Raw genomic sequence first — 23,017 nt, 5'->3', positions numbered from 1 at the left:
CCCCAGGCTGGTCATCGCCGGGCCGGGCTTATTGCTTGGTGATCCGCATGTCTTCCAGCGCCGCCGCAAAGCACGCGAGGTCTTCCTCGGGCGTGCCGGCGGCACGGGCGAAGCGGATCGAATCGATGTCCACGCCGATGGCGAACTGGTCGAAGACCAGCCGGAAAAAGGCGCTGAGCGTGGCGTGATGAAGCTCCAGGCTCAGGCTCATCACCGGCGCGGTGCCCCATTCGGCGGAGCTGGTGGCCTGATGCGCGTAGCGCAGGATGCCCGGCTTCAACGACATTTCCGCCGACGAGGCGAGGATGTCGGCGATGATGCTTTCCTGTCCCGCGCTGACATAGGACAGCATGAGGCCCGCGTTGGTGAACGCGAGCTCAGTGATGACCTGCTTGAGGGCATTGGCCAGCAGCTTCTCGTAGCGCTCGACCTCGGCATGCTCCAGGTGCTGGATTTCGAGGATGTGGGGGCCATCACCGGGGCGCATTGGATTTCCTCGAATAAATAAAGTAAAGTATCTTCGCCACCGGGCGATAGAATTCGTTGGGTATCCATTGATCGACCTGGACCGCGTCATACATGGCGCGGGCAAGCGCCCGGTCCTCGATCACGGGGATGTCGTTGCGCTCGGCGATCTCGCGAATTTTCAGCGCGATCAGGTCCATGCCCTTGGCCACCACCAGCGGGGCGCCGCCCTTGGCGCGATCGTATTGCAGGGCGATCGCGTAATGGGTCGGGTTGGCGATCACGAGCGAAGCCTTGGGCACGTTCGTCAGCATGCGCTGGCGCGCCCGTTGCTGGGCGAGCGCGCGCATGCGCGCCTTCACCATGGGGTCGCCTTCGGCCTGCTTGAACTCATCCTTCAGTTCCTGGTGCGACATGCGCAGATCGGCGCGCCAGTGGAAGCGCGCCCACACCAGGTCCGCCCCCACCAGGGCGATGGTGCCGATGCACACCGCCGAGACCAGGTGCGTCGACAAGGACAGAACAACCGAGGGAATCAGCAGCGGATCGGAGAACATGGCGTTCACCATCTGGTACTGCTGCGAATAGAGCAGGATCGCGCAGATCAGGCCGATGATGAAGAACTTGAACAGCGACTTGCCGAACTCGACATGACCCTGCGTGCCGAAGATGCGCGACCAGCCGGCGACCGGCGAGACTCGCGACCATTTGGGCGTGATGCGGTCCAGCACCACGCGCGGCATGTTCTGGAACACCGTCGCCACCACGCCGGCCAGCGCGAGAATGATGACGATGGGCGTGAGAAAGCGCGCCGCCACCATCAGCAGGCCCATCAGCAGATCCACAGCGTCTCCGCTCTCCTCCAGTCGGAAGCCGGCGGGATCGTCGATGAACCGCGCGAGATCGTCCGCGAGGCGGCGCACGGGGTTCGATGCGAAGAACGTCAGGCACAGGAGAATGCCCACCAGGGAGGCGAACAGCGTCGCTTCGCGCGAAAACGGCACATTGCCCTTCTCAACGGCGTCGTTGATCTTTTTTTCGCTCGCCTCTTCTGTCTGGCTCTCCTTGTCCGGGGCTTCAGACATCGGCCGACGCCCTAGCGCACATAGGTGTCTTCCTCATTGCCGGAGTTGAGTTCGATTTCGCCGCGCCCGGCCATGTCGAGCGCGAGGTCGGTGATGGTGCGGCGGGCATCGTGCACGTCGCGCTGGGCCACCGGCTCGCCGCCGCCAAGTTCCTGCTCCACCATGCGGCGCACGCGGGCGCCCAGCGATTGCAGGATGATCTCGCGGAAATCCAGATCGGTCCCCTTGAGGGCCAGGATCAGCTTGTCGTTCGGCACCTGGTCGAACAAAGCGGTGCGGGCCTTGGGCGTCAGCTTGATGATGTCGTCGAAGGTGAACAGAAGACCCTTGAGGATCTCGGCCGACTTGGGGCGCGTGGCGGCGAGGCTGTTGAGCACCGTCTCCATGTCGTCGCGCTCCATCTTGTTGATGATGTCAGCCATGCGGGCGTGCGGATCGGCGCCGGCATTGCGCGAGAAATTCATCATGAAGTCTTCATGAACGGTCTTCTCGATGACCTGCATGGTGCTGTCGACGATCGGCTTGAAGGTGAGCATGCGCCGCATGATGCCGTTGCGGCGATCCTCGGGAATGAAGCCCATCACCTTGGCGGCGCAGGCCGGCTTCACCTTGGACAGCATGAGGGCCGCCGTCTGGGGATGCTCCTTCATGATGTAGGTGGCGAGCACGTTCTCGGTGACCGTGGAGATGCGATCCCAGATCGTATGGTTCGAGGCCCCGCGCAGCTCCAGCATGATCTCGGCGATCTGCTCGGGCGGCAACACGCCGGTCAGCAGGCGCTCCACATCCGCGGCGGTGCCAACCAGATTGGCGCCGGCGACGAAATGGGTCGCGAAGTCCTCGATCAGGGTTTCGATCTGCGCATTGCTGACCGGCTTCAGCTCGGCGATCGAGCGCGTGACAAGCTTGATCTCGTCCGCCTCGAAATGCTTCATGATCCGGTTGGCGACCGGCGCGCCCATGGTCATGAGCAGCGCCGCCACCTTGTCGGTGCCGTGCAGCGGCCGGCTTTTACTCGCCGCGTAGGAGGGGGATGAGTTGGGCATCGGGCGGCCTTATCAGGCGGTCTCGGGGCCGCTCGGGCCGACGATCTCGGTGAGGGAGACGCCGAAGCGCGAATTGTCGTCCTCCACCACCATCACCTCGCCGCGCGCGATGATGCGCCCGTTCACCACGACGTCCACCGGCTCGCCCACCCGATGGTCGAGCGGCACGATGGCGCCGCGGCCGAGCTTCAGCAGGTTCGACACCGGCATGGAGGCCGAGCCGAGCACCACCTGGAGCAGGACGGGGATGCGCATGACCGATTCCAGCCCGCGCCCGCTGGCGAGGGTTTCCTCGCGCACGCCACCCACGCGCGCCAGAAGCGCCTCGTCCTGGGCATTGGCGGCGGTATCGTTCAATTCCATTTCATCTACGGGCAGGCTGGCCATGGGAACTCCCCCTTTGCGTATTGGCGTGAGGCATTAGCTTGGTTTGAAGTCTTCGTGCTCACCGGCGGCGTGTATCGCCGGGCTGCGAGCGCGCGTTATCGCTGACGGGGCGCCGTGCACCGTCCCGGCGGTCGATTTCGTCGATCAGGGCGTGCGCCTGGTCGATCCGGGTGGCGAGCAGGATCAGCGTTTCCTTGCCGTCGAGGTCGAGCGTCACCAGCGCGTCGCGCGCCGCGATCAGGGCGCGCGAGGTATCCGCCAGCGCGCGCTCGTAATCGGCGTTCAGCACGTCGAGCCGCTTGAGCTTGCGATGGACCATCACCACGCAGACCGTGGTGGCGAGCAGCGCTGCCAGCAGCAGCAGGTCAGCGGGGAAAGAGGTCATTCAGAAACTCCTGTTCTGGGCTGATGAGGTCGTCCACCCGCAGCACATAGGAGCCTTCCGCCTGGCCGAGGTGGCACCAGAACAGCGGCTGATCCTTGCTCTCAAGCTTGATGCGCGTGCGCGGCGTGGCCTGGAGCTTGATGACCTGTCCAACCTTCAGCTCGGCGATCTCGCCGAGCGGGAAATGCCGCTCCTCCAGGATCGCGCGAACCTTGACCTGGGTGCGATTGACCTCGCCACGGATCTGCTGCGTCCATTTGGGATCGCGCCCGCTGGATTCCGCCGACGTGGTGCGCGAGAGCGCCTGGCGCATGGGGGTTAGGGCCGATTGCGGGATGACGACGAACATCTCGCCCCCGCGGTTCAGCGCCTGGAGCAGGAATTTGGTCACGATCGCGAGGTTATTGCGCCGTCCGATCACGGCGAAATCCATGCGGGTTTCCTGGCGCTCGAAGGTGAAGGTCGTATCGGTCACGGGCGCGAAGCTCGAGCGCAGCACCTTGCTCATCTGCTCGAACAGCAATTGCGCCACGCGCGACTCGATGTTCGAGAAGCTGCGCTCGTCGTCGACCGGCGGTTCGGAGCCATCGGCGCCGAACAGCACTTCCATCATGGTGAAGATGAAGTCGCGGTCGAAGCCGACGATGATGTGGCTGTCCCAGCTGGGCGCGTGGAAAATGCCGGCAACCGCCATGCCCTCGTACATTTCCAGCACGTCGCCGATGCGCCCGCTCTCCACGCTGGAGAGCGAATAATAGGCCTGCGAGGCGGCCAGCGTGCGCAGGCTGTCGGCGCAGAACGTGCTCATGCGGTCGAAGATCACGTGCAGCATCGGCAGGCGGTCGAGCGAGAGCCCGGCCGCGTCCAGCAACATGTCCCGAATGTCTTGGTGCTTGTGCTCGCTCATGGTCAGGCCGCCTGCTGTTGGGGCGCGGAGGAAGAGGACGGCGCCGAGGAGATGACCTCGCTTTCGACTTCGTCGATGCTCGGCCGGTCGCCGGCGGAAATGGTCTTGCGTCCATGTTCCAGGGCGATCGGCGGCAGGGCGCCGTTCATGAAGGCGATCAACGTCTGCTTGGCGATGATGAAGGGCGCGCATTGCTTCTCGCGCGTGATCTTCACCTTGTTGGCCAGCGGGCCGAGGATCGCGTAGGACGAATAGATGCCGAAGAAGGTGCCGATCAGCGCCGAGCCGATGTAATGGCCGAGGATCTCCGGCGACTGGTCGATGGCGCCCATGGCCTTCACGATGCCGAGCACGGCGGCGCAGATGCCGAGCGCGGGCAGGCCCTCGGCCACGGTGCTCAGTGCGCCCGCGGGCTTGGTCTTGTGCTTCTTGATGGTGGAGATTTCCTGCTCCATCAGGCCCTCGATCTCGTGCGACTTGGCGTTGCCGATGATGATGAGGCGGGCATAGTCGCAGATGAACTGCGTCAGCTCCTTGTCCTTCAGGATGGTCGGGAAGTGCGCGAACAGCGTGGACTCGCCCGGATTGTCGATGTGGGCTTCCACTTCGTTGCGCGGCTTCTGGCGCATGTCGCGCATCAGCGTGTAGAGCAGGCCGAGCAGCGCGATGAAGTCCTTGCGCTTGGGGGCGACACCCATCGCGCCCTGCATCACGGCCTTTCCGGTGTCCTTGATGGTGGACATGGGGTTGGCGATGATGAAGGTGCCGAGGGCGATGCCCCCGATGATGACGTATTCGAAGGGCTGCCACACCACATCAATGTGGCCGCCCATGGCCATGAAGCCGCCGAACGTCGCGACGAGGCCTAGGATGATGCCGATCAGGACGCCCAAGGCGCTTCTCCTCCTGTGCTGTTGTGCCGTGGTACGGCGCGTGGATTGCGCGAGGCTGGAGTGGGCGGGGGCGTCCCGTTGAACCCGTAAGCACGAAAAAGAATGGGCGATCGGTGAAGGGGCGGTGCAGCGCGCACGCCGGCCAGCAAAGGCTCAAGCAAGCTTCACCCGCGAAGGTCCGGCTCACGCGAAGGTCCGGCGGTCTCCATCTGCCCGCGGCCGGCCGCCCGCAACCGCCCCGGAGGCAGCTTATGTCGTCAAGCGCCTATGTCGCGCTTTCCGCCCAGATGGCGACGGAACGTCGTCTCGCGACCGTCGCGAACAATATCGCGAATGCGAACACGGCCGGTTTTCGCGCCGAGCACATCCGCTTCGAGACGCTGGTATCGCAGGCGGGCGGTCGCTCGGTTGCGTTCACTTCGGCCGGCGAGACCTATACCTCGCTGCGGTCGGGCCCGGTGAATTACACCGGAAACCCGCTTGATGTGGCGATCCAGGGCGAGGGCTGGCTTGCCGTGAAGGGGCCGGACGGCACCGCCTATACCCGCGACGGGCGCATGCACCTGGATGACCAGGGTCAGCTTCGCTCGGTCAATAATTATCCGGTGCTGGACAATAGCGGCGGCCCCATCACGCTCAATCCGGCGGCGGGGCCGGTTGGCATCGGATCGGACGGCAGCATCACCCAGGGCGGCAATACCGTCGGCTCGATCGGCGTGTTCATGATTCCCGCCTCGGCCAGGCTGACGCGTGGCGAAAATTCCACGGTCATCCCGGACGGTCCGACAGAACCCGTGCGCGATTTCACCCATAACAAGGTGGCCCAAGGCTATATCGAGGGATCGAACGTCGATCCCATCATGGAGATGACGCGGCTCATCATGGTGCAGCGTGCCTTTGAGCAAGCGGCGACGGCCATCCAGCAGAGCGAAAGCGGCACCGATTCGGCCATCCGCACCCTTGGCCCGACATGATCGCCTGCGCTTTGGTCCGTCCGTGCGCGGAGAGCTTGATATGAACGCCCTGCTGAAGCTGCGCGCCACATTGGAATCCGGCCTGGAGGACAGCCCGCCGGTGCGTGTCGGCGGCGTCGTGCGCGAGGTGGCGCCCACCCATTTCCGCGTCTGCGGCCTCTCGCATCTGGTGAAGCTCGGCGAGCGTGTCGGCATCGACGTGGACGGGCGCATGCGCATCGGCGAAGTGGTGCGCGTGGACGATGCGGGCGCCGTGGTGAAGCCGTTCGACGAGCGTGCCAGCATCGGCGTCGGCGCCACCGCCTATCGGATCGGGCCGCTCACCCTTGCCCCGAACGCCAGTTGGAAAGGGCGGGTGGTGAACGCCCTCGGCGTGCCGCTCGACGCACGCGGGCCGCTGACCCGGGGCGCGACGCGCATGCCGCTCGATGCCGAGCCACCCGCCGCCATGAGCCGCAACCGAATCGAAAAGCCGCTGCGCACGGGGGTGCGGGTGATCGACATCTTCACCCCCATCTGCGAGGGCCAGCGCATCGGTATCTTCGCCGGCTCAGGGGTTGGGAAATCGACCCTGCTCTCCATGTTTGCCGGCTGTCCCGGCTTCGATACGGTGGTGGTCGCCCTGGTGGGCGAGCGCGGCCGCGAGGTGCGCGAATTTCTCGAAGGCCCCTTGGCGCCCAATCGCGACAAGGCGGTGGTGGTGGTCTCCACCAGCGACGAGAGCCCCATGATGCGGCGCCTCGCGCCCCAGGCGGCGCTGGGCATTGCGGAATATTTTCGCGATCGCGGCGAGTCCGTTCTGCTGATCGTGGATTCCGTCACCCGCTACGCCCATGCGGCGCGCGACGTGGCCCTTGCCGCCGGCGAACCGGCGGTGGCGCGGGGCTATGCGCCGAGCGTGTTTTCCACCTTGCCGAAGCTGCTGGAGCGCGCCGGCCCCGGCCCGCAGGGCGCCGGAAGCATTTCCGGGGTGTTCTCGGTGCTGGTGGACGGCGATGACCACAATGACCCAATCGCCGATGCCATTCGCGGAACGCTCGACGGACATATCGTGCTCGACCGCGCGATCGCCGATCAGGGCCGCTTTCCCGCCGTCAACGTGCTCGGGTCCATCTCGCGCCTCGCCGACCTGGTCTGGACGCGCCCGGAGCGGGACCTGGTGCAGAAGCTCAAGGGCATGATCGCGCGGTTCGAGGACACCCGCGACCTGAGGCTCATGGGTGGCTATCAGCCCGGCAGCGATCTCGACCTCGACCGGGCGGTGGAACTGGTGCCCCGCATCTACGATTGCCTGCGCCAGGACCCCCATTCCCCGCCCAGCATCGACCCGTTCCGCGAGCTGGCCGAGGCGATCCAGGGCTGAGGCCCGGCAGTTTCACACAAGCTAACTTTGATCAGATGGCCGGAAGGGTGGACCCAAAGCAAACCCTGGCCGTTCCGGCGTCGCGCCAAACCGAGGACAGAGATACATGAGCCTTTATGGAATGCTGCGCACGAGCGTGTCCGGAATGAATGCCCAGTCGAACCTGCTGAGCACCGTTTCGGACAATATCGCCAATTCCGGTACCGCCGGATACAAGAGTTCTTCCACGGAATTCTCGTCTCTTCTGCTCCAGACCGACAGTTCTTCCTACGAGTCGGGATCGGTGGTCACCGATGTGCGCCACGCGGTCAGCAAGCAGGGGAACCTGTCCTATTCCGGCTCCTCCACGGATCTTGCGGTGCAGGGCAACGGCTTCTTCATGGTGCAGGACCCTTCAGGCCAGACGCTGCTGACGCGCGCCGGCGGGTTCCAGGTGGATGCCGCGACCGGCAACCTCACCAACAGTGCCGGCCTGACGCTGATGGGCTACGACATCGCGGACGGCAAGAGCCCGAACGTGGTGCTGAACGGCGCCGGCGGCCTTGCGCCGATCAATCTGCAGAACACCAAGCTCGCCGCCAATCCGTCCACCGCCGGCTTGTTCGCGGCCAATCTGCCGTCCAACGCGGCGGTGGTCGCGGCGCCGACCGCGGGCGCCAATGCCGCCGCATCTTCGTTCAGCCAGAAGTCCTCTCTGGTGGCCTATGACAATGTGGGCAACCAGGTGACGCTCGACCTCTATATGAGCAAGACCGCGGCAGCGCCCGCCACCTGGGAAGTCGCCGTGTTCAACCAGGCGGATGCTCCGGCGACCGGCAATTTCCCCTATTCCAGCGCCGCCTTGGCCACCCAGACGCTGACCTTCGACAGCTATGGCAATCTTGCGTCCGGCGGGTCGATCAGCCTCGGGGTGCCCGGCGGCCAGACCCTGGCCATCGACATGAGCGGCATGACCCAGCTTGCCGCCAATTACACGCCGCTGACGGCGAGCGTGAACGGCAATGCGCCAAGCTCGGTCTCCGGCGTCACCATCAATAAGGACGGCACGGTCTACGCCACCGATTCCAACGGGCGCCAATCCGCCATCTTCAAGATTCCCCTGGCGACCGTGGAGAGCCCGGACCATCTCACGCCGGTGGCCGGCAACGCCTTCATCGCCAACCAGGAATCGGGGGCGGCGCAGGTCGGTTTCGCCGAGACCGCCGGGGTCGGCAGCGTGATTTCAGGCGCCACCGAGCAGTCCAACGTCGACATGGCCTCGGAGTTGACCAAGATGATCGTCGCACAGCGCGACTATACGGCCAACTCCAAGGTGTTCCAGACCGGCACGGAATTGCTCGATGTGCTGATGAACCTGAAGCGGTGAGCGTATTTCTTTTTCCTCCTGACCCTGCGAGTGCGTTATGAGCCTGACGACGGCTTTCAATACCGCGCAGTCTTCGCTGCTCACCACGGCGACGCAGATTTCCACGTCCGCCCGCAACGTGGCGGGCGCGGGAGATCCCGCGGCTTCGCGCAAGATCACCGTCACCACCACCACGGCGGACGGGTCGGCGCGTGTCGTCAACATCGCGCGCGCGAGCGACAATCTGCTCTATGAGCGCACGCTCGGCGCCACTTCCGCCAGCGCAGGACAGCAGGCGATCCTGCTCGGGCTCGGACAGCTGAAGCTGACGGTGGGCGATACCACGGACACCACTTCGCCGGCGGCCAAGCTTGGCGTGCTCGACAATGCGCTGAACACCTATGCCAACGCGCCGGACAATTCGACCCTCGCCACGGCGGTGGTGACGGCGGCTAAGGATGTTGCCGTCGGCCTTAATGCGGCAACCGCGACGGTGCAGGAATTGCGCGGCACCGCGGACAGCAAGATCGCCGACGCCGTGAGCCAGGTGAACGACCTGCTCAGCCAGTTCCAGGCGCAGAATACGGCAGTGGTGGTCGGCACCGAGAATGGCACCGACGTGACCGACGCGCTCGACAAGCGCGATGCGATCCTCTCCAAGATCGCGGAGAAGATGGGCGTCACGACGGTGACCCGCGCCTATAATGACATGGTGGTCTACACCGACAGCGGCGCCACTTTGTTCGAAACCACGGCCCGCGCCGTCTCGTTCAAGTCCACGCCGGTCTTCGATGCCGCGACCACCGGCAATTCGGTGTTCGTGGATGGGGTTTCGGTCAGCGGCCCGTCGGCGGCCATGCCGTTGCAGAGCGGCGAGATCGCCGGCTTCACGCGGGTGCGCGATTCCCTCACCGTCACCTATCAGAACCAGCTGGACGAGATCGCGCGCGGCCTTGTGACGACGTTCGCCGAGAGCGACCAGACCGGCGGCGGTGCGCCGACGCTGCCCGGCCTTTTCACCGCTGGCTCGGCGGGCGTACCCGGTGCGCTCACGCCCGGCCTTGCCGGCACCATCGCGGTCAATCCGGCGTTCGAACCGACGCTCGGCGGCAGCCCCGCCCTGCTGCGGGACGGCGGCGCCAATGGCGCCGCCTATGTCGCCAACACCACGGCCTCCGCCGCATACGGCGCCCGTCTGCACGCGACCGTGACGACGCTCGAAGCGGCGCGGACCTTCGATCCCGCCGGGCAGCTCTCGTCCGGCACCGACCTTGCGACCTTTGCCGCCGCCTCGGTGAGCTGGCTGGAGGCGCAGCGACAGGGCGCGTCCGCCGCCTCCGACAGCGCGCGCGCCGTGCTGTCCCAGGCCTCCAATGCGCTCTCCACGGTCACCGGCATCAATCTCGACCAGGAATATGCCGCCCAGCTGGAGCTGGAACGCAGCTACCAGGCCTCCTCGAAGCTGATCGGCGTGATCGGGCAGCTTTATGATTCCCTCTTCGCGGCCATCAGGTGACTGAGATGATGAGCTCCTACATCTCCACGCTCTCGTGGACGAACACCGCGCTGAACACGCTGCCGAAGCTGCAATCGGACATCTCCAAGGTGAACACGGAGATCGCGACCGGCCGCCACGCGGACGTCGGGCTGACGCTGGGCATCACCACCGGCCGCAGCGTGGATCTGCACATCAAGGAAACCGCGGTCCAATCGCTGATCGACGGCAATGCCCTGACCACGAACCAGCTCAGCCTGACCCAGAACGCGCTGACCGACGTGGCCGACACCGCGAACAGCTTTCTCCAGAACCTGATGTCGGTGCCCGATACGTCCGGCGGCGCGGCTTCGTTGGAGGCGCACGGAAAAACCTCCATGAGCGCCCTCACCGCGACGCTGAACACCAGCGACGGCAAGCGCTTCATCTTCGCCGGCGTCAACAGTGCGGTGAAGCCGGTGGCCGATTACGGCAGCACGCCGAAAACGGCCCTTAACGCCGTATTCGCCGCCAAGTTCGGGCTTGATCCCACCGATCCGCAGAATGATCCGAAGATCGCGAACATCGCGCCCGCCGACATGTCGAGCTTCCTCGACACTGAGTTTGCGTCCCTGTTCGCCGATCCCGCTTGGGGCGCTTCCTGGTCGTCCGCCTCCAGCGAGAATCTCACCAGCCGGATCTCGCAGACCGAGCGGGCGACGGTGTCCACCAATGCCAACACCCAGCCGATGCGCGATCTCGCCAAGGCCTATGCCATGGTGGGCGAACTCGGCATCGGCCGCATGTCGGCCAGCACGCTCCAGGTGGTGCTCGACAAGGCGCGCATCATCGTGGGCGCGGCGGTTTCCGGCGTCACGGACACCCAGGCAGCGCTCGGCGTCACCGAGCAGCGCGTCGCCACCTCGAATGAGAGCATGATCCGCGTGGTGGGCGCGACGCAGGCCCAGATCTCCGCCCTGGAAGGGGTGGATCCGGCGGAAGCCAAGACACGCATGGATACGCTGACGACGCAGCTCCAGATGTCCTACGCCACTACCGCCAAGCTCATGCAGCTGAGCATTCTCAATTACGTCTAAGCAGCCGGAGGAGGGCGCGATGTATCGGTTTTCATATGACGAGATCTTCGAGGAATCGGGCGCCGTCACGCGCGAGCGCGAGCGCATGGCGCTCGACCATGCGATCGAGCTGCTGACGGTGGCCGAAAGCGCCGGCCCCAATTCGCGCGAGGCGACCGCGGCGCTGGAATATCTCCAGCGGCTGTGGGCGTTCCTGATCCGCGATTTGGCCAATCCCAACAACGAGCTCGCCGAAGCGCTGCGCGCGAACCTCATTTCCATCGGCCTGTGGATGCTGAAGGAAGCCGACCAGATCGTGCAGGATCGCTCGCAGAATTTCGCCGGGCTGATCGACATCAACCGGACCATCCGGGACGGGCTGAGATGAGCAAGACGATGCAGATCAGCCTGCGGCCGGGAGAAAAGATCTACATCAATGGCGCCGTGCTGCGGGTGGACCGAAAGGTCACCGTGGAATTGCTGAACGACGTGACCTTCCTGCTGGAGAGCCACGTCATGCAGGTGGAAGACACCACGACGCCGCTGCGGCAGCTCTATTTCGTCGCCCAGGCCATCCTGGTGGATCCGGTCAATGCCGCCACCGCGCGCACGTTGTTCTTCCAGCAGCTGGCGTCCCTGTTCGGTTCGTTCTCGAACCCGACCGTGCTGCTGGCGCTCGACGGGATCGCCCAGCTGATGGAGGGCGGGCGCACCTTCGAGGCGCTTCGGGCCTTGCGGGCCCTGTTTCCCATCGAGGACGAGATCCTCGGGCGAGGCGCCTTGCCGCCGCGCGCCGCCTGAGGCGGGAGTCGGCCTCACGCGGGAGTCGGCCTCGCGCAACCTTCATGGGGCATTGAAGGGGCAGGAGGATCCCAAATGACAGCGATTTCCGGCCTTCAGGGCTCCGCGAGCACCAGCCAGACAGCCAGCACGTCTTCCACCTCCGCCGGCAAGCCGGCGAGCGTGGACTACAATGCCTTTCTCCAGCTCCTGGTTGCCCAGCTGAAGAATCAGGACCCGACCTCGCCGATGGATTCCACCGCCTACATGTCGCAGCTGGCGTCCTTCTCGCAGGTGGAACAGAGCGTGGCGAGCAACACCAAGCTCGATTCCCTCCTTTCCGCCACCGCGCTCCAGACCGCCGACCGGGCGCTCGGCCGCACGGTAACTTCGGCGGATGGCTCCGTAAGCGGCCAGGTGGCCTCGGTGCAGATCACCTCCGCAGGTCCGGTGGCGACGCTCTCCAACGGTGCGACCCTCGCCCTCGGCGCCGGCGTCACGCTGTCCTGACATGAACCAGGCCGATGCGCTGGACGTGGTCCATGCCGCGATCTGGACCATCATCGTCGCCGCCGGCCCTGCGGTCGCGGCCGCGATGCTGGTCGGCATCGTCATCGCTTTGCTTCAGGCGCTGACGCAGATCCAGGAGGTCACGCTGACCTTCATTCCCAAGATTATCGCGGTGCTCGTGGTGGCCGCGCTCACCGCGTCCTTCATGGGCTCGCAGATCCTCGCCTTCACGGAAGGCATCTACGGCCGGATCGCCACGGGATTTTAAAAAACCTTCGCACGCCGCCCGGACTGCCCGGCAGCCGGACGCGCCAAGCTCGCCTCGGGGGAGGGGCGCCAGACGATGTCGGATGTTCGGGTGGGAATTGCAGCGGTGCCGCCGCAGTCACGGCGCGATATCGGCTTTGCCATCGGCATCGTCACGATCCTGGCGATCCTGTTCGTCCCTGTCCCGCCGTTCCTGATCGACATCGGGCTCGCGCTCTCCATCGCGCTGGCGGTGCTGATCCTCATGGTCGGGCTGTGGATTCAGAAGCCGCTCGACTTCTCGGCCTTTCCCACCGTGCTGCTGCTCGCGACCATCCTGCGCCTCGCGCTCGGGGTGGCGACGACGCGCCTCATCCTCGCCCACGGCTCCGATGGGGTGAATTCGGCTGGCCATATCATCCACGGCTTCTCGCAGCTCGTCATGGGCGGCGATTTCGTCATCGGCATCGTGGTGTTCATGATCCTGGTGACGGTGAATTTCCTGGTCATCACCAAGGGCGCGACCCGCATCGCGGAAGTCGGCGCGCGCTTCACCCTCGATGCCATTCCCGGCAAGCAGATGGCGATCGACGCCGATCTCAACGCCGGCCTCATCACCGACAAGGAAGCCCAGCTGCGGCGGTCCGAGCTGGAGGAGGAGAGCGCCTTCTTCGGCTCCATGGACGGCGCTTCGAAATTCGTGCGCGGCGAGGCGGTGGCGAGCCTGATCACGATCGCCGTCAACATCTTCGGCGGCATCATCATCGGCGTGACGCGCCACGGCCTGCCGCTCTCTGAGGCGGCGGACATCTACACCCGCCTCTCGGTGGGCGATGGGTTGGTGTCGCAGATTCCGGCGCTGATCGTCTCGCTCTCCGCCGGCCTCCTGGTTTCGAAGGGCGGCACGCGCGGCCGCGCGGAAGTCGCGGTGCTCGGGCAGCTCGGCGCCTATCCGCGGGCGCTGTTCGTCTCCGCCGGCCTGATGTTCGGCCTCGCCATCATGCCCGGTCTGCCCTTTGTCCCGTTTGCGCTGCTGGGCGGGACGATGGCGTTCGTCGGCTATGCGATCCCTCGCAAGCTCGCGCGCAAGCGGGCCGTGGAAGAGGCCAAGCAGCAGGAGAACGAGGAGCAGGCGGCACGCGACGTCCAAAATTCGGTGAAGGAATCCCTGCGCACGGCGGAGATCGAGGTCGGCATCGGCAAGCAGCTGTCAGGCCAGGTGCTGCGCCTGCCGGTGGAGGTGCAGAACCGCATCGCCAAGATGCGCCGCAAGTTCGCGCTGCGCTACGGCTTCGTGGTGCCCGACATCCGCATGACCGAAAGCCTGAGCGTTCCGGCCAAGAACTACCAGATCCGCATCCATGGCACCGTCGTGTCCTCGCAGGAGATGCGCATCGGCGAACTGCTGGTGGTGCTGGGCGACGGCGCGCGGCCGGATGTGCCAGGCGACGACACGCGCGAGCCGGCCTTCGGCATGAAGGCGATGTGGATCCCCGAGGCCTATGCCGGCGAAGTGAAGCGCGAGGGCTTCTCGCCCATCGACAATATCAGCGTGATCCTGACCCATCTCAGCGAGGTGATCGCCAACAACCTGCCGCAGCTCCTCTCCTACAAGGATATGCGCAACCTGCTCGACCGGCTCGATCCGGAATATAAGCGCCTGATCGAGGACATGTGCCCGGCCCAGATCTCCTATTCCGGGCTCCAGGCGGTGTTGAAGCTGCTGCTTGCGGAGCGGGTCTCGATCCGCAACCTGCATCTGATCCTGGAAGCCATCGCCGAGATCGTGCCCCACGCCCGCCGTTCCGAGCAGGTGGCCGAGCATGTGCGCATGCGCATGGCGCAGCAGATCTGCGGCGATCTCGCCGAAGGCGGTGTGCTGCGCGTGCTGCGGCTGGGCGGCAAGTGGGATCTCACCTTCCATCAGAGTCTGAAGCGCGACGCCAAGGGCGACGTGGTGGAATTCGACATCGACCCGCGCCTGGTGGAGCAGTTCGGCATAGAGGCCGCCGCCTCGGTGCGCGAGCATCTGCGCGAGGGCCGGCCGTTCGCGCTGGTCACCGCCCCGGACGCGCGCCCCTATGTGCGCATGATCATCGAGCGCATGTTCCCCGCGCTGCCTGTGCTGTCCCATGTGGAGATCGCGCGCGGGGTGGAGGTGCAGTCCCTCGGGACCATTTCGTGAATGCCCTGGCCGCCGAGGGCGTGATCTCGGCGTTCCTCATCTTCTGCCGCATCGGCGGATGCCTGATGCTGATGCCCGGCGTCGGCGGGCGCCATCTCTCCCCCCAGTTCCGCCTATTCCTGGCCATCGGCCTGTCGCTGGCCTTCGTGCCGCTGCTCCAGCCGAGCGTGGAGGCCTTCGCCCGCGATGCGGGAACCTTCACCCTGCTGGGCGCGATTGCATCGGAAAGTGCCACAGGCGCCATGATCGGCCTGCTGGCGCGCATCTTCTTCCTCGCCCTGCAATCCATGGCCAGCGCCATTGCCCAGGCGATCGGCCTTGCCTCCATGGCCGGGACGATGATCGAGGACGATGAGGCCCTGCCGCCCATCGCCACCCTGTTTGCGTTCAGCGCAACGATATTGCTGTTCCTCAGCGACCAGCATCTCGAGCTGGTTCGCGCGCTTTTCGAGAGCTATCGCCGCCTTCCGCCTGGCACCGTTTTCACGGCCCGCCTGGGGTTGAGCGACGTGGTGGACCAGCTCACCGCCGCCTTCCTGCTGGCGCTGCGGATCGCGAGCCCGTTCATCGTCTATTCCATCATCGTCAATTTCGCGGTGGGCATCACCAATAAGTTCACCCCTCAGCTTCCGGTCTATTTCATCGCGACGCCGTTCATCACCGCGGGCGGCATGCTGCTGCTTTATGCGATCGTGGATCAATTGCTCGCCGGGTTCATGTTGGCGTTCAGCCAGTGGCTGGCGGCCGGGTAGGGGAGGGCAGAGGAATCATGGGCGATCGTCGGGCCACCACCAAGCGCATCGTTGCCGTGCGCGCGCAGATGCACCGCACCGCCGAATGGGAGCTCGCCCGCATCCGGCAGGAGCAGGCGGCGCTTGAGGAGAATCGCGCGAGCGTCATGGCAACGCTGAACAGCGCCATGTTCGGCCCGCTTCTGGTGGACATGGTCTCGCGCACCTTGAAGCGGCTCTCGCAGGAGGCGACGCGCCTCGCCGTCGAGGAGGTCGCGCAAGCCGAGCACGTGCAGGCGCAGGCATTCGCGCTCAAGCGGGCCGAGCGCATGGCCGAGCGGGTGGCGCGCGAAACCCGCGCGCACGAGGATCGTAAGGCCTTTCAGGAATTGACGGAATCGGCCGCCTTGCGACCCGGCGCTGCGACGCCGGCGGATGCAAGCCTCACATAAGCAAGCCCCCGCAAACTGCCCCGATCGAAACACCGTTTGATGATCGGGCCATGGGCATTCAACTCACCACAGACATTGTGATGGACGTGGTCAAGGCCGGAAATCCGGCCCGCACCCAGAAGATCACGTCAAATCTCAAGGCGCTCGGCTCGGGCTTCTCCCAGGCGATGAGCCAGGAGGGCGCCATCGGGCCGGCGAATGGGCTGGCCTATGCGCCCACCTCCGCGGTCGGGCTGCAGAATGCGACCGCGCTGACGAAGACCTCCGCCGCCGGTGGAGCCGCCGCGAGCGCCCATCGCAAGTTTGAGAGCATGGTGTTGTCCCAATTCGTTCAATCCATGCTGCCGAGCCATGCGACCTCGGTCTACGGCAGCGGCAATGCCGGGCAGATCTGGAAATCCATGCTGGCCGAGAAGGTCGCCGATCAGGTGGCCAAGCACGGCGGCATCGGCATCGCGGATCGCATCGCCTCGGCCCAGGCGCGGCTCTCGCCGTCGGCTGCCACCGCGCCCGCGCTGCCCGTCGCGTCCGCGACCAGCTCCGCCGCGGCGGCCTGAGGATGCGCCAGATGAGACACGATGAGTCCACCGTCCTGCCGCGTTTGCTGAGCCCGGAAGGCCCGGCGCGCGATACCATGATCGCGGCCCTCGACCGGCTCGAGGAGATCATCGACCAGGAAACCGGATCGCTCGAAGCTCATCTGCCGATCGACCTGCACGAGGTCAACCGCCGCAAGAGCCGCAGCCTGCTGGAACTGAGCCGCGCCAGCCGGGCGCTGCCCCGCGATGCCGATCCGGTGGTCGCGCTCCGGCTCGGGACGGTGCGGGAGAAGCTGGCCCGCAATCTCTATCTGCTGTCGATCAACCTTGCGGCCTCGCAGGAAATCAGCGGCATTCTCGCCACGGCGCTGCGCGACGCGGATTCCGACGGCACCTATTCCAGCACACCTTCCAAGGACGGGGTCTGAGCGATGGTGCGCTTCATCATCATCGGCCTGTGGGTGTGCGTGGTCGCGCTCGGCTCCAGCTACGGCGCCGCCTATTGGGCGGCCGGGGCGGCCAAGGCGAAGTCCGCCGAACCTTACATGCCTGGGCTCGAATACAAGCGCCTTCCTCCGATCACCGTGCCGATGATTATCGACGGCAAGGTGAAGGGCTATGTGCTTGCCAAGCTGGTCTTCACTGCCGATGCGACCACCTTGCGTCAGCTGCCGTTGGATCCGGCGATTTTCGTGGTCAACGATGCGTTTGCCGAGATCTACAACAATGGTCGCGTCGATACGGGAAAGCTATCTAAGTACAACATAAAAGACATGATGGATCGCATCAAGGTGAGCACAAATACGCATCTGAATGGAGATGTTATTCAAGAAGTGCTCGTGGATTCCATCAATTACATCGACAAGACCGACATGCGGGCCGCGAGCGGAAGCAATGCACCCGTCAAGCCGGCGGAATCAACCGCGCCGCCGAAGGCCGCGCACTAGCAATAAGAGGGCGAACCGTGAAGATCATCGGTAAAATCTACAGCATCGTCGGTGTACTCGGGTGCGCCACCGCACTGGTTTGCGGGGTTTCCCTGTGGGGTCTCAACCGGGAATCGGACATCGCCGCGGAAATCGCCCAGGCGTCGCGCCGGGCGTTCCTGACGGAGCAACTGAACGGCGACGTGACCGCTGTGGTGATGGAATCGCGCGGCCTGTACCTGGCGACGGACCCAAATGCCCTCAAGCAGTTTGCCGCCGGCCTCACGAAGGCGCTGGATCGGATCGACGTTAAGGTCGCCGAGCTCAAGACGTCGACGCCGCCCGCCGATGCCGCCGCCCTGGCGCGCACCATCGCCGACCTCGCCAAATTCCGCGAGTTCCGCTCAGAGACCGTTCGCCTGGCGCTGACCGAGGGTCCACAGGCCGCGAACCTCCAGGGCAATAACGACGCGAACCGCAACAACCGCAAGGCGTTGCAGGAATCCCTGCGGACCTTCACGGCGAAAATCCAGGACACCGTGGCTCCCCTGCGTGCCGAGCAGGAGGCTGTGCAGGAAAGCGTCAAGGCGGCGGTCATCGCGATCTTCGTCGTCGGCCTCGCGGTTGGCATCGCGATCGCCGTATTCATCGGCAAACGCATGCTCAGCGGACCCATCGTCCGCGTGTCCCGCACGCTGCATGAACTCGCCGCCGGCAAGCTCGACGTTGCTCTGGAGCAGCCGCACTCGCACGATGAGATCGCGGACCTTTGGAACAGCACCAAGCAATTGGTGGCGAAGCTGCGGGCCGCTGAGGATCTGCGCGCACAGCAGGAGGTCGCCGCCACCCGGGCCGAGACCGACAAGCGCGCCGCCATGGAACGCCTCGCGGACCAGTTCGACGCCGAGGTTTCCGGCGTGGTGCGCACGGTTGCGGATGCCGTGACCCTGCTGGAGCGCAATGCCAGTTCCATGAGCAGCTCGGCGGCCGAGACCAGCCGCCAGTCCACCATCGTCGCCGCCGCCGCCGAGGAGGCGACCGGCAATGTGCAGACCGCCGCTTCCGCCGCCGAGGAGCTTGCCGCCTCGGTGCGCGAGATCGGGGCCCAGGTGTCCTCCGCCGCGAAGATCGCCGGCGAGGCCACCGACCAGGCCAGTGAGACCGCCGAAGTGGTGCGGGGCCTTGCCGCCAGCGCCGCGCGCATCGGCCAGGTGGTGAACCTGATCACCGACATCGCCTCGCAGACCAATCTGCTGGCCCTGAACGCCACCATCGAGGCGGCGCGGGCCGGGGAAGCCGGCCGCGGCTTCGCCGTGGTGGCCCAGGAAGTGAAGACCCTGGCGGAACAGACCTCCAAGGCGACCGACGAGATTTCCTCGCAGATCTCCGCCGTTCAGGGCGCCACCAATGAAGTGGTGAAGGCGATCGAGGGGATTTCCGGCACCATCCGGCGCATCGACGAGATTTCCACGGCGATCGCCACCTCGATCGAGGAGCAGGGCGCGGCGACCGGCGAAATCGCCAAGAACGTCCATCAGGCGGCGCGCGGAACGCAGGAAGTCTCTTCCAGCATCACCCAGGTCAGCTCCGTGGCGGCCACCACCGGCAAGGTGTCCGGCGACATCGTCCACGCGGCCACCGATCTGTCCTCGCAGGCCGCGACCCTGCGCAAGCAGGTGAACATCTTCATCGAGCGCGTGCGGGCAGCCTGATCGGCCCGCCGTCTCACGCGGGCAGGGCATCGCCCTGCCCGAGCAAAATCCGAGGCCGGCGATCCGGCCTCTCCCGAGCGTGTGCTCCCGTGCGCCGGGCGCCTCCAGAGCGAGGCGCGCGGCGCGGTCCGGCCTTGCCGTTGTTCCGGCGGTGCCGGGCGGCGTCGCGGGATGCCTGAACTGCCTGTCTTCGACCCGGAGTGAACCCCATGGACGATCTGCTGCGAGAGTTCCTGACTGAGACGAATGAGAGCCTCGACGTTGCGGACGTCGAGTTGGTGAAGTTCGAGCAGGACCCGAACAACGCTCAGATTCTCAACAATATCTTCCGCCTGGTGCATACGATGAAGGGCACCTGCGGCTTCATCGGCCTATCGCGCCTCGCAACCCTGGCGCATGCCGCCGAAACCTTGATGGACCAGTTCCGCCAGGGGATACCGGTGACCACCGAGGCGGTGGACCTGGTGCTCATCACGGTGGACCGGATCAAGGAAATCCTGGTCGAGATCGAGGCGTCGGAAGGCAGCGAGCCGCCCGGCTCGGATGAGGATCTGATCTCCCAGCTGGACGCGCTCTCCGCCGCTCCCGCCGCCGCTCCCGCCGCCGTGATCGCCGCGCCGCCTCCTCCCGCTCCCCCGGCCCCCCCCGCCGTGCCTGCGCCGGTAAAATCCGTGATGAACGGGGCCGCAGCGCCCGTCAGCGAGCCCAAGCCGGGTGTTGCGGCGGTGATGCAGCAGCTGGAACGCGCCCTCAAGCCCGGCGAAGTCTCGCTGGATGAATTGGAGCGCGTGTTCCGCGAAACCGCCGTCGAGGTTCCGGCTGCCCGGGCGAAGCTCGCGGAACTGGACAATGCCAAGGCCGCCGCGACTTCCCCTGGCTCCACCGCAGCGCCTGCTCCGGACGCCGCGCCGCCCGCTGCATCGCTTCCCGCGGTGCGCGAGGCCACGCCCGTCGCTGACCACGAAGCAAAGGGCGCCCGCGCGGAAGACCATGCGCTCAGCGTCTCCAACCAGTCCATCCGCGTCAACGTGACCTTGCTCGAACACCTGATGACCATGGTGTCCGAACTCGTGCTGACGCGGAACCAGCTGCTGGAAATCGCCCGCCGCGACGAGAGTTCCGACTTCAAGGTCGCTCTGCAGCGCCTCTCCAACGTCACCGGCGAGTTGCAGGGCGCGATCATGCGCACCCGCATGCAGCCCATTGGCAATGCCTGGCAGAAGCTGCCCCGCATCGTGCGCGACCTCGCGCAGGAGCTGGGCAAGCATATCGAGCTGGAGCAGATCGGCGCGGAAACCGAGCTGGACCGGCAGGTGCTGGAGCAGATCAAGGATCCGCTCACCCATATGGTGCGCAATTCCGCCGACCACGGGTTGGAGACCACCGAGGAGCGCCGCCGCGCGGGCAAGCCCGACAAGGGCACGATCCGCCTCTCCGCCTATCACCAGGGCGGCCATGTGATCGTCGAGATTTCCGACGACGGCAAGGGCCTCGACGTGGCCCGGATCAAGGCCAAGGCGCAGGAAAACGGCCTCGCCACCGCTGCCGAGCTGGCCAAGATGCCGGACTCGCAGGTGTTCCGCTTCATCTTCGCCGCCGGCTTCTCGACCGCCGCGAAGATCACCAACGTGTCCGGCCGCGGCGTCGGCATGGATGTGGTGCGCAGCAATATCGAGGTGATCGGCGGGGCGGTGGACGTCACCTCCCGTCCCGGCGCCGGCTGCACCTTCACCATCAAGATCCCGCTGACGCTTGCGATCGTCCCGGCGCTGATCGTCGAGGCCATGGGCGAGCGGTTCGCCCTGCCGCAAAGCTCGGTGGTGGAGCTGGTGCGCGTGCAGCCCAATTCCTTCCACCAGGTGAAGCGCCTGAAGGATGCGCCGGTGCTGTGCTTGCGCGAGAAGCTGTTGCCCATCGTGCCGCTCGCGCAATTGCTCGGCATCGCCGACGAGGGCAAGGAGCAGAAGTTCGACGACGCGCTGATCGTGGTGCTCCAGGTCGGCAACCAATTGTTCGGCGTGGTGGTGGACGCGGTGTCCCACACCGAGGAAATCGTCGTGAAGCCCATGGCCTCGGTGCTGCGCCAGCTGCCCATGGTGTCGGGCAGCACGATCCTCGGCGATGGCCGGGTGATCATGATCGTGGACCCGGTCGGGCTCGCCAAGGTCGCCGCCTCGCCGGACGAGAGCCTCGGCTCCGACCTGCAAAACACGGCCGCCGCCGCGACCGCCGCGCAGGGCCAGACGACGCCGCTGCTGCTGATCCGCGCCGGCTCGGACGAACTGAAGGCGGTGCCGCTCTCGCTGGTGACGCGCCTGGAGGAACTGGAGGCCAACAAGCTGGAGCATGTGAACGGCCACCCGGTGATCCAGTATCGCGGGGCCTTGATCCCCATCGTCTATGTGAACGAGAAGGTGAAGCGCGCCACCACCGGCACCCAGCCGATGCTGATCTTCTCGGACGAGGGGAAGACCATGGGCCTGGTCGTGGACGAGATCGTGGACGTGGTGGACGCCCACCTCGACATGCAACTCTCCTCGGACGCGGAGAACCTGCTGGGCGCGGCGATCATCGACGGCCAGGCCGCCGAGATCCTCGATGTCGGCCATTATATCGACCAGGCCTTCGGCAGCTGGTTCAAGCGCCTCTCCGGCACGCGGGACAAGGCCGGCGGCAAGCTGCTGGTGGTCGATGACAGCGCCTTCTATCGCAACCTCATCGAGCCGGTGCTGAAGGGCAACGGCTTCGAGGTGACGGCCTGCGGCTCGGCCCGCGAGGCGCTGGACCGGCTCGGCGGCGAAACCCGCTTCGACATCATCGTCAGCGACGTGGAGATGCCGGGAATGGACGGCTTCCAGTTCGCCCAGGCGGTGCGCGGGGATCCGCAGATCCGCAACGTGCCGATCATCGCCCTGGCGAGTGAGGGGGCCTACGACCTGGTCGAGCGCGGCCGTGCGGCCGGCTTCACCGACTACATTGCCAAGTCCGATCGCGCCGGCCTCATCGCCGCGCTCAAGGAATTCACCGGCGCCATCCATGGAGAAGCGGCATGAGCCAGCACGTCGTCATCAAGCAGGATGTGAGCCCCGGCGGCTCGCAATTCGTCACCGTCCGCATCGGGCCGCAATTGTTCGGCCTGCCCATCGAGGCGGTGCAGGAAGTGTTCGTGCCCGATCACATCACCCATGTTCCGCTCTGCATTCCGCAGATCGAGGGGGTGCTGAACCTGCGCGGCCGCATCGTCACCATGGTGAACATGCGCCGCCTGCTGGGCCTTCCCGACGGCGGCCGCGCGAGCATGGCCGTCGGCATTGAGCACAAGGGGGAATCCTTCGGGCTCATCATCGACTCCATGGGCGAGGTGATGATGCTCGACAATGCCTCGCGAGAGGCCAATCCGACCAATCTCGACCCGCAATGGGCCGGCCTTGCGACCGGTGTGCATCGCCTGCCGAGCGAGCTTCTGCTGGTGCTGGATGTGGAACTCGCCCTGGGGCGTCTCACCATGGACCGCGCGGCTTGATAGCCGGCCGCAC

The 23,017-nt window shown here is 65.7% G+C and carries 25 protein-coding genes; 18 read left to right on the top strand and 7 right to left on the bottom strand.

Annotated features, from left to right (window positions below):
• Nucleotides 1-28: 28 nt before the first annotated feature.
• The 7 genes from V5F78_RS11550 to motA are packed head-to-tail and all read right to left on the bottom strand — an operon-like array spanning nucleotide 29 to nucleotide 5,168.
• Nucleotides 29-487: a BspJ family T4SS effector nucleomodulin gene (locus V5F78_RS11550; protein ID WP_394067955.1), complete on the bottom strand. Its 459-nt coding sequence runs from the start codon at nucleotides 485-487 to the stop codon at nucleotides 29-31.
• The gene (gene flhB / locus V5F78_RS11545; RefSeq protein WP_394067957.1) at nucleotides 474-1,550 is read right to left on the bottom strand and encodes a flagellar biosynthesis protein FlhB; all 1,077 of its coding nucleotides are present in this window, start codon (nucleotides 1,548-1,550) and stop codon (nucleotides 474-476) included. Before flhB ends, V5F78_RS11550 begins: the two co-directional genes overlap by 14 nt.
• Nucleotides 1,551-1,561: 11 nt before the next feature.
• The gene (locus tag V5F78_RS11540; protein WP_394067959.1) at nucleotides 1,562-2,596 is read right to left on the bottom strand and encodes a flagellar motor switch protein FliG; all 1,035 of its coding nucleotides are present in this window, start codon (nucleotides 2,594-2,596) and stop codon (nucleotides 1,562-1,564) included.
• 12 nt (nucleotides 2,597-2,608) lie between these two features.
• A complete protein-coding gene (gene fliN / locus V5F78_RS11535; protein WP_394067961.1) occupies nucleotides 2,609-2,983 on the bottom strand; it encodes a flagellar motor switch protein FliN in 375 nt (124 codons plus the stop codon).
• Between the two features lie 58 nt (nucleotides 2,984-3,041).
• Entirely contained in the window at nucleotides 3,042-3,368 is a 327-nt protein-coding gene (locus V5F78_RS11530) for a hypothetical protein (protein WP_394067963.1), read from the bottom strand.
• Nucleotides 3,349-4,275 carry a flagellar motor switch protein FliM gene (locus tag V5F78_RS11525; RefSeq protein WP_394067965.1) on the bottom strand — a complete coding sequence of 309 codons (927 nt, stop codon included), beginning with the start codon at nucleotides 4,273-4,275 and terminating at the stop codon, nucleotides 3,349-3,351. Before V5F78_RS11525 ends, V5F78_RS11530 begins: the two co-directional genes overlap by 20 nt.
• A gap of 2 nt (nucleotides 4,276-4,277) precedes the next feature.
• Nucleotides 4,278-5,168 (bottom strand): flagellar motor stator protein MotA, encoded by an 891-nt coding sequence (gene motA, locus V5F78_RS11520; RefSeq protein ID WP_394042701.1) that lies wholly within the window; start codon nucleotides 5,166-5,168, stop codon nucleotides 4,278-4,280.
• A 251-nt stretch (nucleotides 5,169-5,419) separates the two neighbouring features.
• Here motA and flgF point away from each other — a divergent pair, with 251 nt between their 5' ends.
• From flgF to V5F78_RS11430, 18 genes are all read left to right on the top strand, one after another.
• Entirely contained in the window at nucleotides 5,420-6,142 is a 723-nt protein-coding gene (gene flgF, locus V5F78_RS11515) for a flagellar basal-body rod protein FlgF (protein WP_394067966.1), read from the top strand.
• A 40-nt stretch (nucleotides 6,143-6,182) separates the two neighbouring features.
• On the top strand, nucleotides 6,183-7,505 hold the full coding sequence (gene fliI / locus V5F78_RS11510; RefSeq protein ID WP_394067968.1) for a flagellar protein export ATPase FliI: 1,323 nt from the start codon (nucleotides 6,183-6,185) through the stop codon (nucleotides 7,503-7,505).
• Between the two features lie 106 nt (nucleotides 7,506-7,611).
• A complete protein-coding gene (locus tag V5F78_RS11505) occupies nucleotides 7,612-8,871 on the top strand; it encodes a flagellar hook protein FlgE (RefSeq protein ID WP_394067970.1) in 1,260 nt (419 codons plus the stop codon).
• A 37-nt stretch (nucleotides 8,872-8,908) separates the two neighbouring features.
• Nucleotides 8,909-10,366, top strand: coding sequence for a flagellar hook-associated protein FlgK (gene flgK / locus V5F78_RS11500; protein WP_394067972.1), 1,458 nt, complete (start codon nucleotides 8,909-8,911; stop codon nucleotides 10,364-10,366).
• A gap of 5 nt (nucleotides 10,367-10,371) precedes the next feature.
• Nucleotides 10,372-11,421: a flagellar hook-associated family protein gene (locus V5F78_RS11495; protein WP_394067974.1), complete on the top strand. Its 1,050-nt coding sequence runs from the start codon at nucleotides 10,372-10,374 to the stop codon at nucleotides 11,419-11,421.
• A 19-nt stretch (nucleotides 11,422-11,440) separates the two neighbouring features.
• The gene (flaF, locus tag V5F78_RS11490; protein ID WP_394067976.1) at nucleotides 11,441-11,788 is read left to right on the top strand and encodes a flagellar biosynthesis regulator FlaF; all 348 of its coding nucleotides are present in this window, start codon (nucleotides 11,441-11,443) and stop codon (nucleotides 11,786-11,788) included.
• The gene (gene flbT / locus V5F78_RS11485; protein WP_394067978.1) at nucleotides 11,785-12,201 is read left to right on the top strand and encodes a flagellar biosynthesis repressor FlbT; all 417 of its coding nucleotides are present in this window, start codon (nucleotides 11,785-11,787) and stop codon (nucleotides 12,199-12,201) included. The genes flaF and flbT overlap by 4 nt, the downstream gene beginning before the upstream one ends.
• A 75-nt stretch (nucleotides 12,202-12,276) precedes the next feature.
• Nucleotides 12,277-12,690: a flagellar hook assembly protein FlgD gene (gene flgD / locus V5F78_RS11480; RefSeq protein ID WP_394067980.1), complete on the top strand. Its 414-nt coding sequence runs from the start codon at nucleotides 12,277-12,279 to the stop codon at nucleotides 12,688-12,690.
• A 1-nt stretch (nucleotide 12,691) separates the two neighbouring features.
• A complete protein-coding gene (fliQ, locus tag V5F78_RS11475) occupies nucleotides 12,692-12,958 on the top strand; it encodes a flagellar biosynthesis protein FliQ (RefSeq protein WP_394067981.1) in 267 nt (88 codons plus the stop codon).
• Nucleotides 12,959-13,033: 75 nt separating this feature from the next.
• Nucleotides 13,034-15,121, top strand: a complete 2,088-nt coding sequence (gene flhA, locus V5F78_RS11470; protein ID WP_394067983.1) for a flagellar biosynthesis protein FlhA — start codon at nucleotides 13,034-13,036, stop codon at nucleotides 15,119-15,121.
• Entirely contained in the window at nucleotides 15,118-15,873 is a 756-nt protein-coding gene (gene fliR / locus V5F78_RS11465; protein WP_394067985.1) for a flagellar biosynthesis protein FliR, read from the top strand. The genes flhA and fliR overlap by 4 nt, the downstream gene beginning before the upstream one ends.
• A gap of 17 nt (nucleotides 15,874-15,890) precedes the next feature.
• On the top strand, nucleotides 15,891-16,304 hold the full coding sequence (locus V5F78_RS11460; protein WP_394067987.1) for a hypothetical protein: 414 nt from the start codon (nucleotides 15,891-15,893) through the stop codon (nucleotides 16,302-16,304).
• Nucleotides 16,305-16,354: 50 nt separating this feature from the next.
• Nucleotides 16,355-16,861, top strand: a complete 507-nt coding sequence (locus V5F78_RS11455) for a rod-binding protein (RefSeq protein WP_394067989.1) — start codon at nucleotides 16,355-16,357, stop codon at nucleotides 16,859-16,861.
• Nucleotides 16,862-16,872: 11 nt separating this feature from the next.
• Nucleotides 16,873-17,271, top strand: a complete 399-nt coding sequence (locus V5F78_RS11450; RefSeq protein ID WP_394067991.1) for a flagellar protein FlgN — start codon at nucleotides 16,873-16,875, stop codon at nucleotides 17,269-17,271.
• A gap of 3 nt (nucleotides 17,272-17,274) precedes the next feature.
• Nucleotides 17,275-17,790: a hypothetical protein gene (locus tag V5F78_RS11445; RefSeq protein WP_394067993.1), complete on the top strand. Its 516-nt coding sequence runs from the start codon at nucleotides 17,275-17,277 to the stop codon at nucleotides 17,788-17,790.
• Nucleotides 17,791-17,807: 17 nt separating this feature from the next.
• Nucleotides 17,808-19,481, top strand: coding sequence for a methyl-accepting chemotaxis protein (locus V5F78_RS11440; RefSeq protein WP_394067995.1), 1,674 nt, complete (start codon nucleotides 17,808-17,810; stop codon nucleotides 19,479-19,481).
• 209 nt (nucleotides 19,482-19,690) lie between these two features.
• On the top strand, nucleotides 19,691-22,534 hold the full coding sequence (locus tag V5F78_RS11435; RefSeq protein ID WP_394067997.1) for a hybrid sensor histidine kinase/response regulator: 2,844 nt from the start codon (nucleotides 19,691-19,693) through the stop codon (nucleotides 22,532-22,534).
• Nucleotides 22,531-23,004, top strand: coding sequence for a chemotaxis protein CheW (locus tag V5F78_RS11430; protein ID WP_394067998.1), 474 nt, complete (start codon nucleotides 22,531-22,533; stop codon nucleotides 23,002-23,004). The genes V5F78_RS11435 and V5F78_RS11430 overlap by 4 nt, the downstream gene beginning before the upstream one ends.
• The last annotated feature ends 13 nt before the right edge of the window (nucleotides 23,005-23,017 follow it).

Source organism: Roseixanthobacter glucoisosaccharinicivorans (assembly GCF_043195095.2).
In the GTDB taxonomy this organism is placed as follows: domain Bacteria; phylum Pseudomonadota; class Alphaproteobacteria; order Rhizobiales; family Xanthobacteraceae; genus NCEH01.
This window is presented reverse-complemented; position numbering and strand designations above follow the sequence as displayed.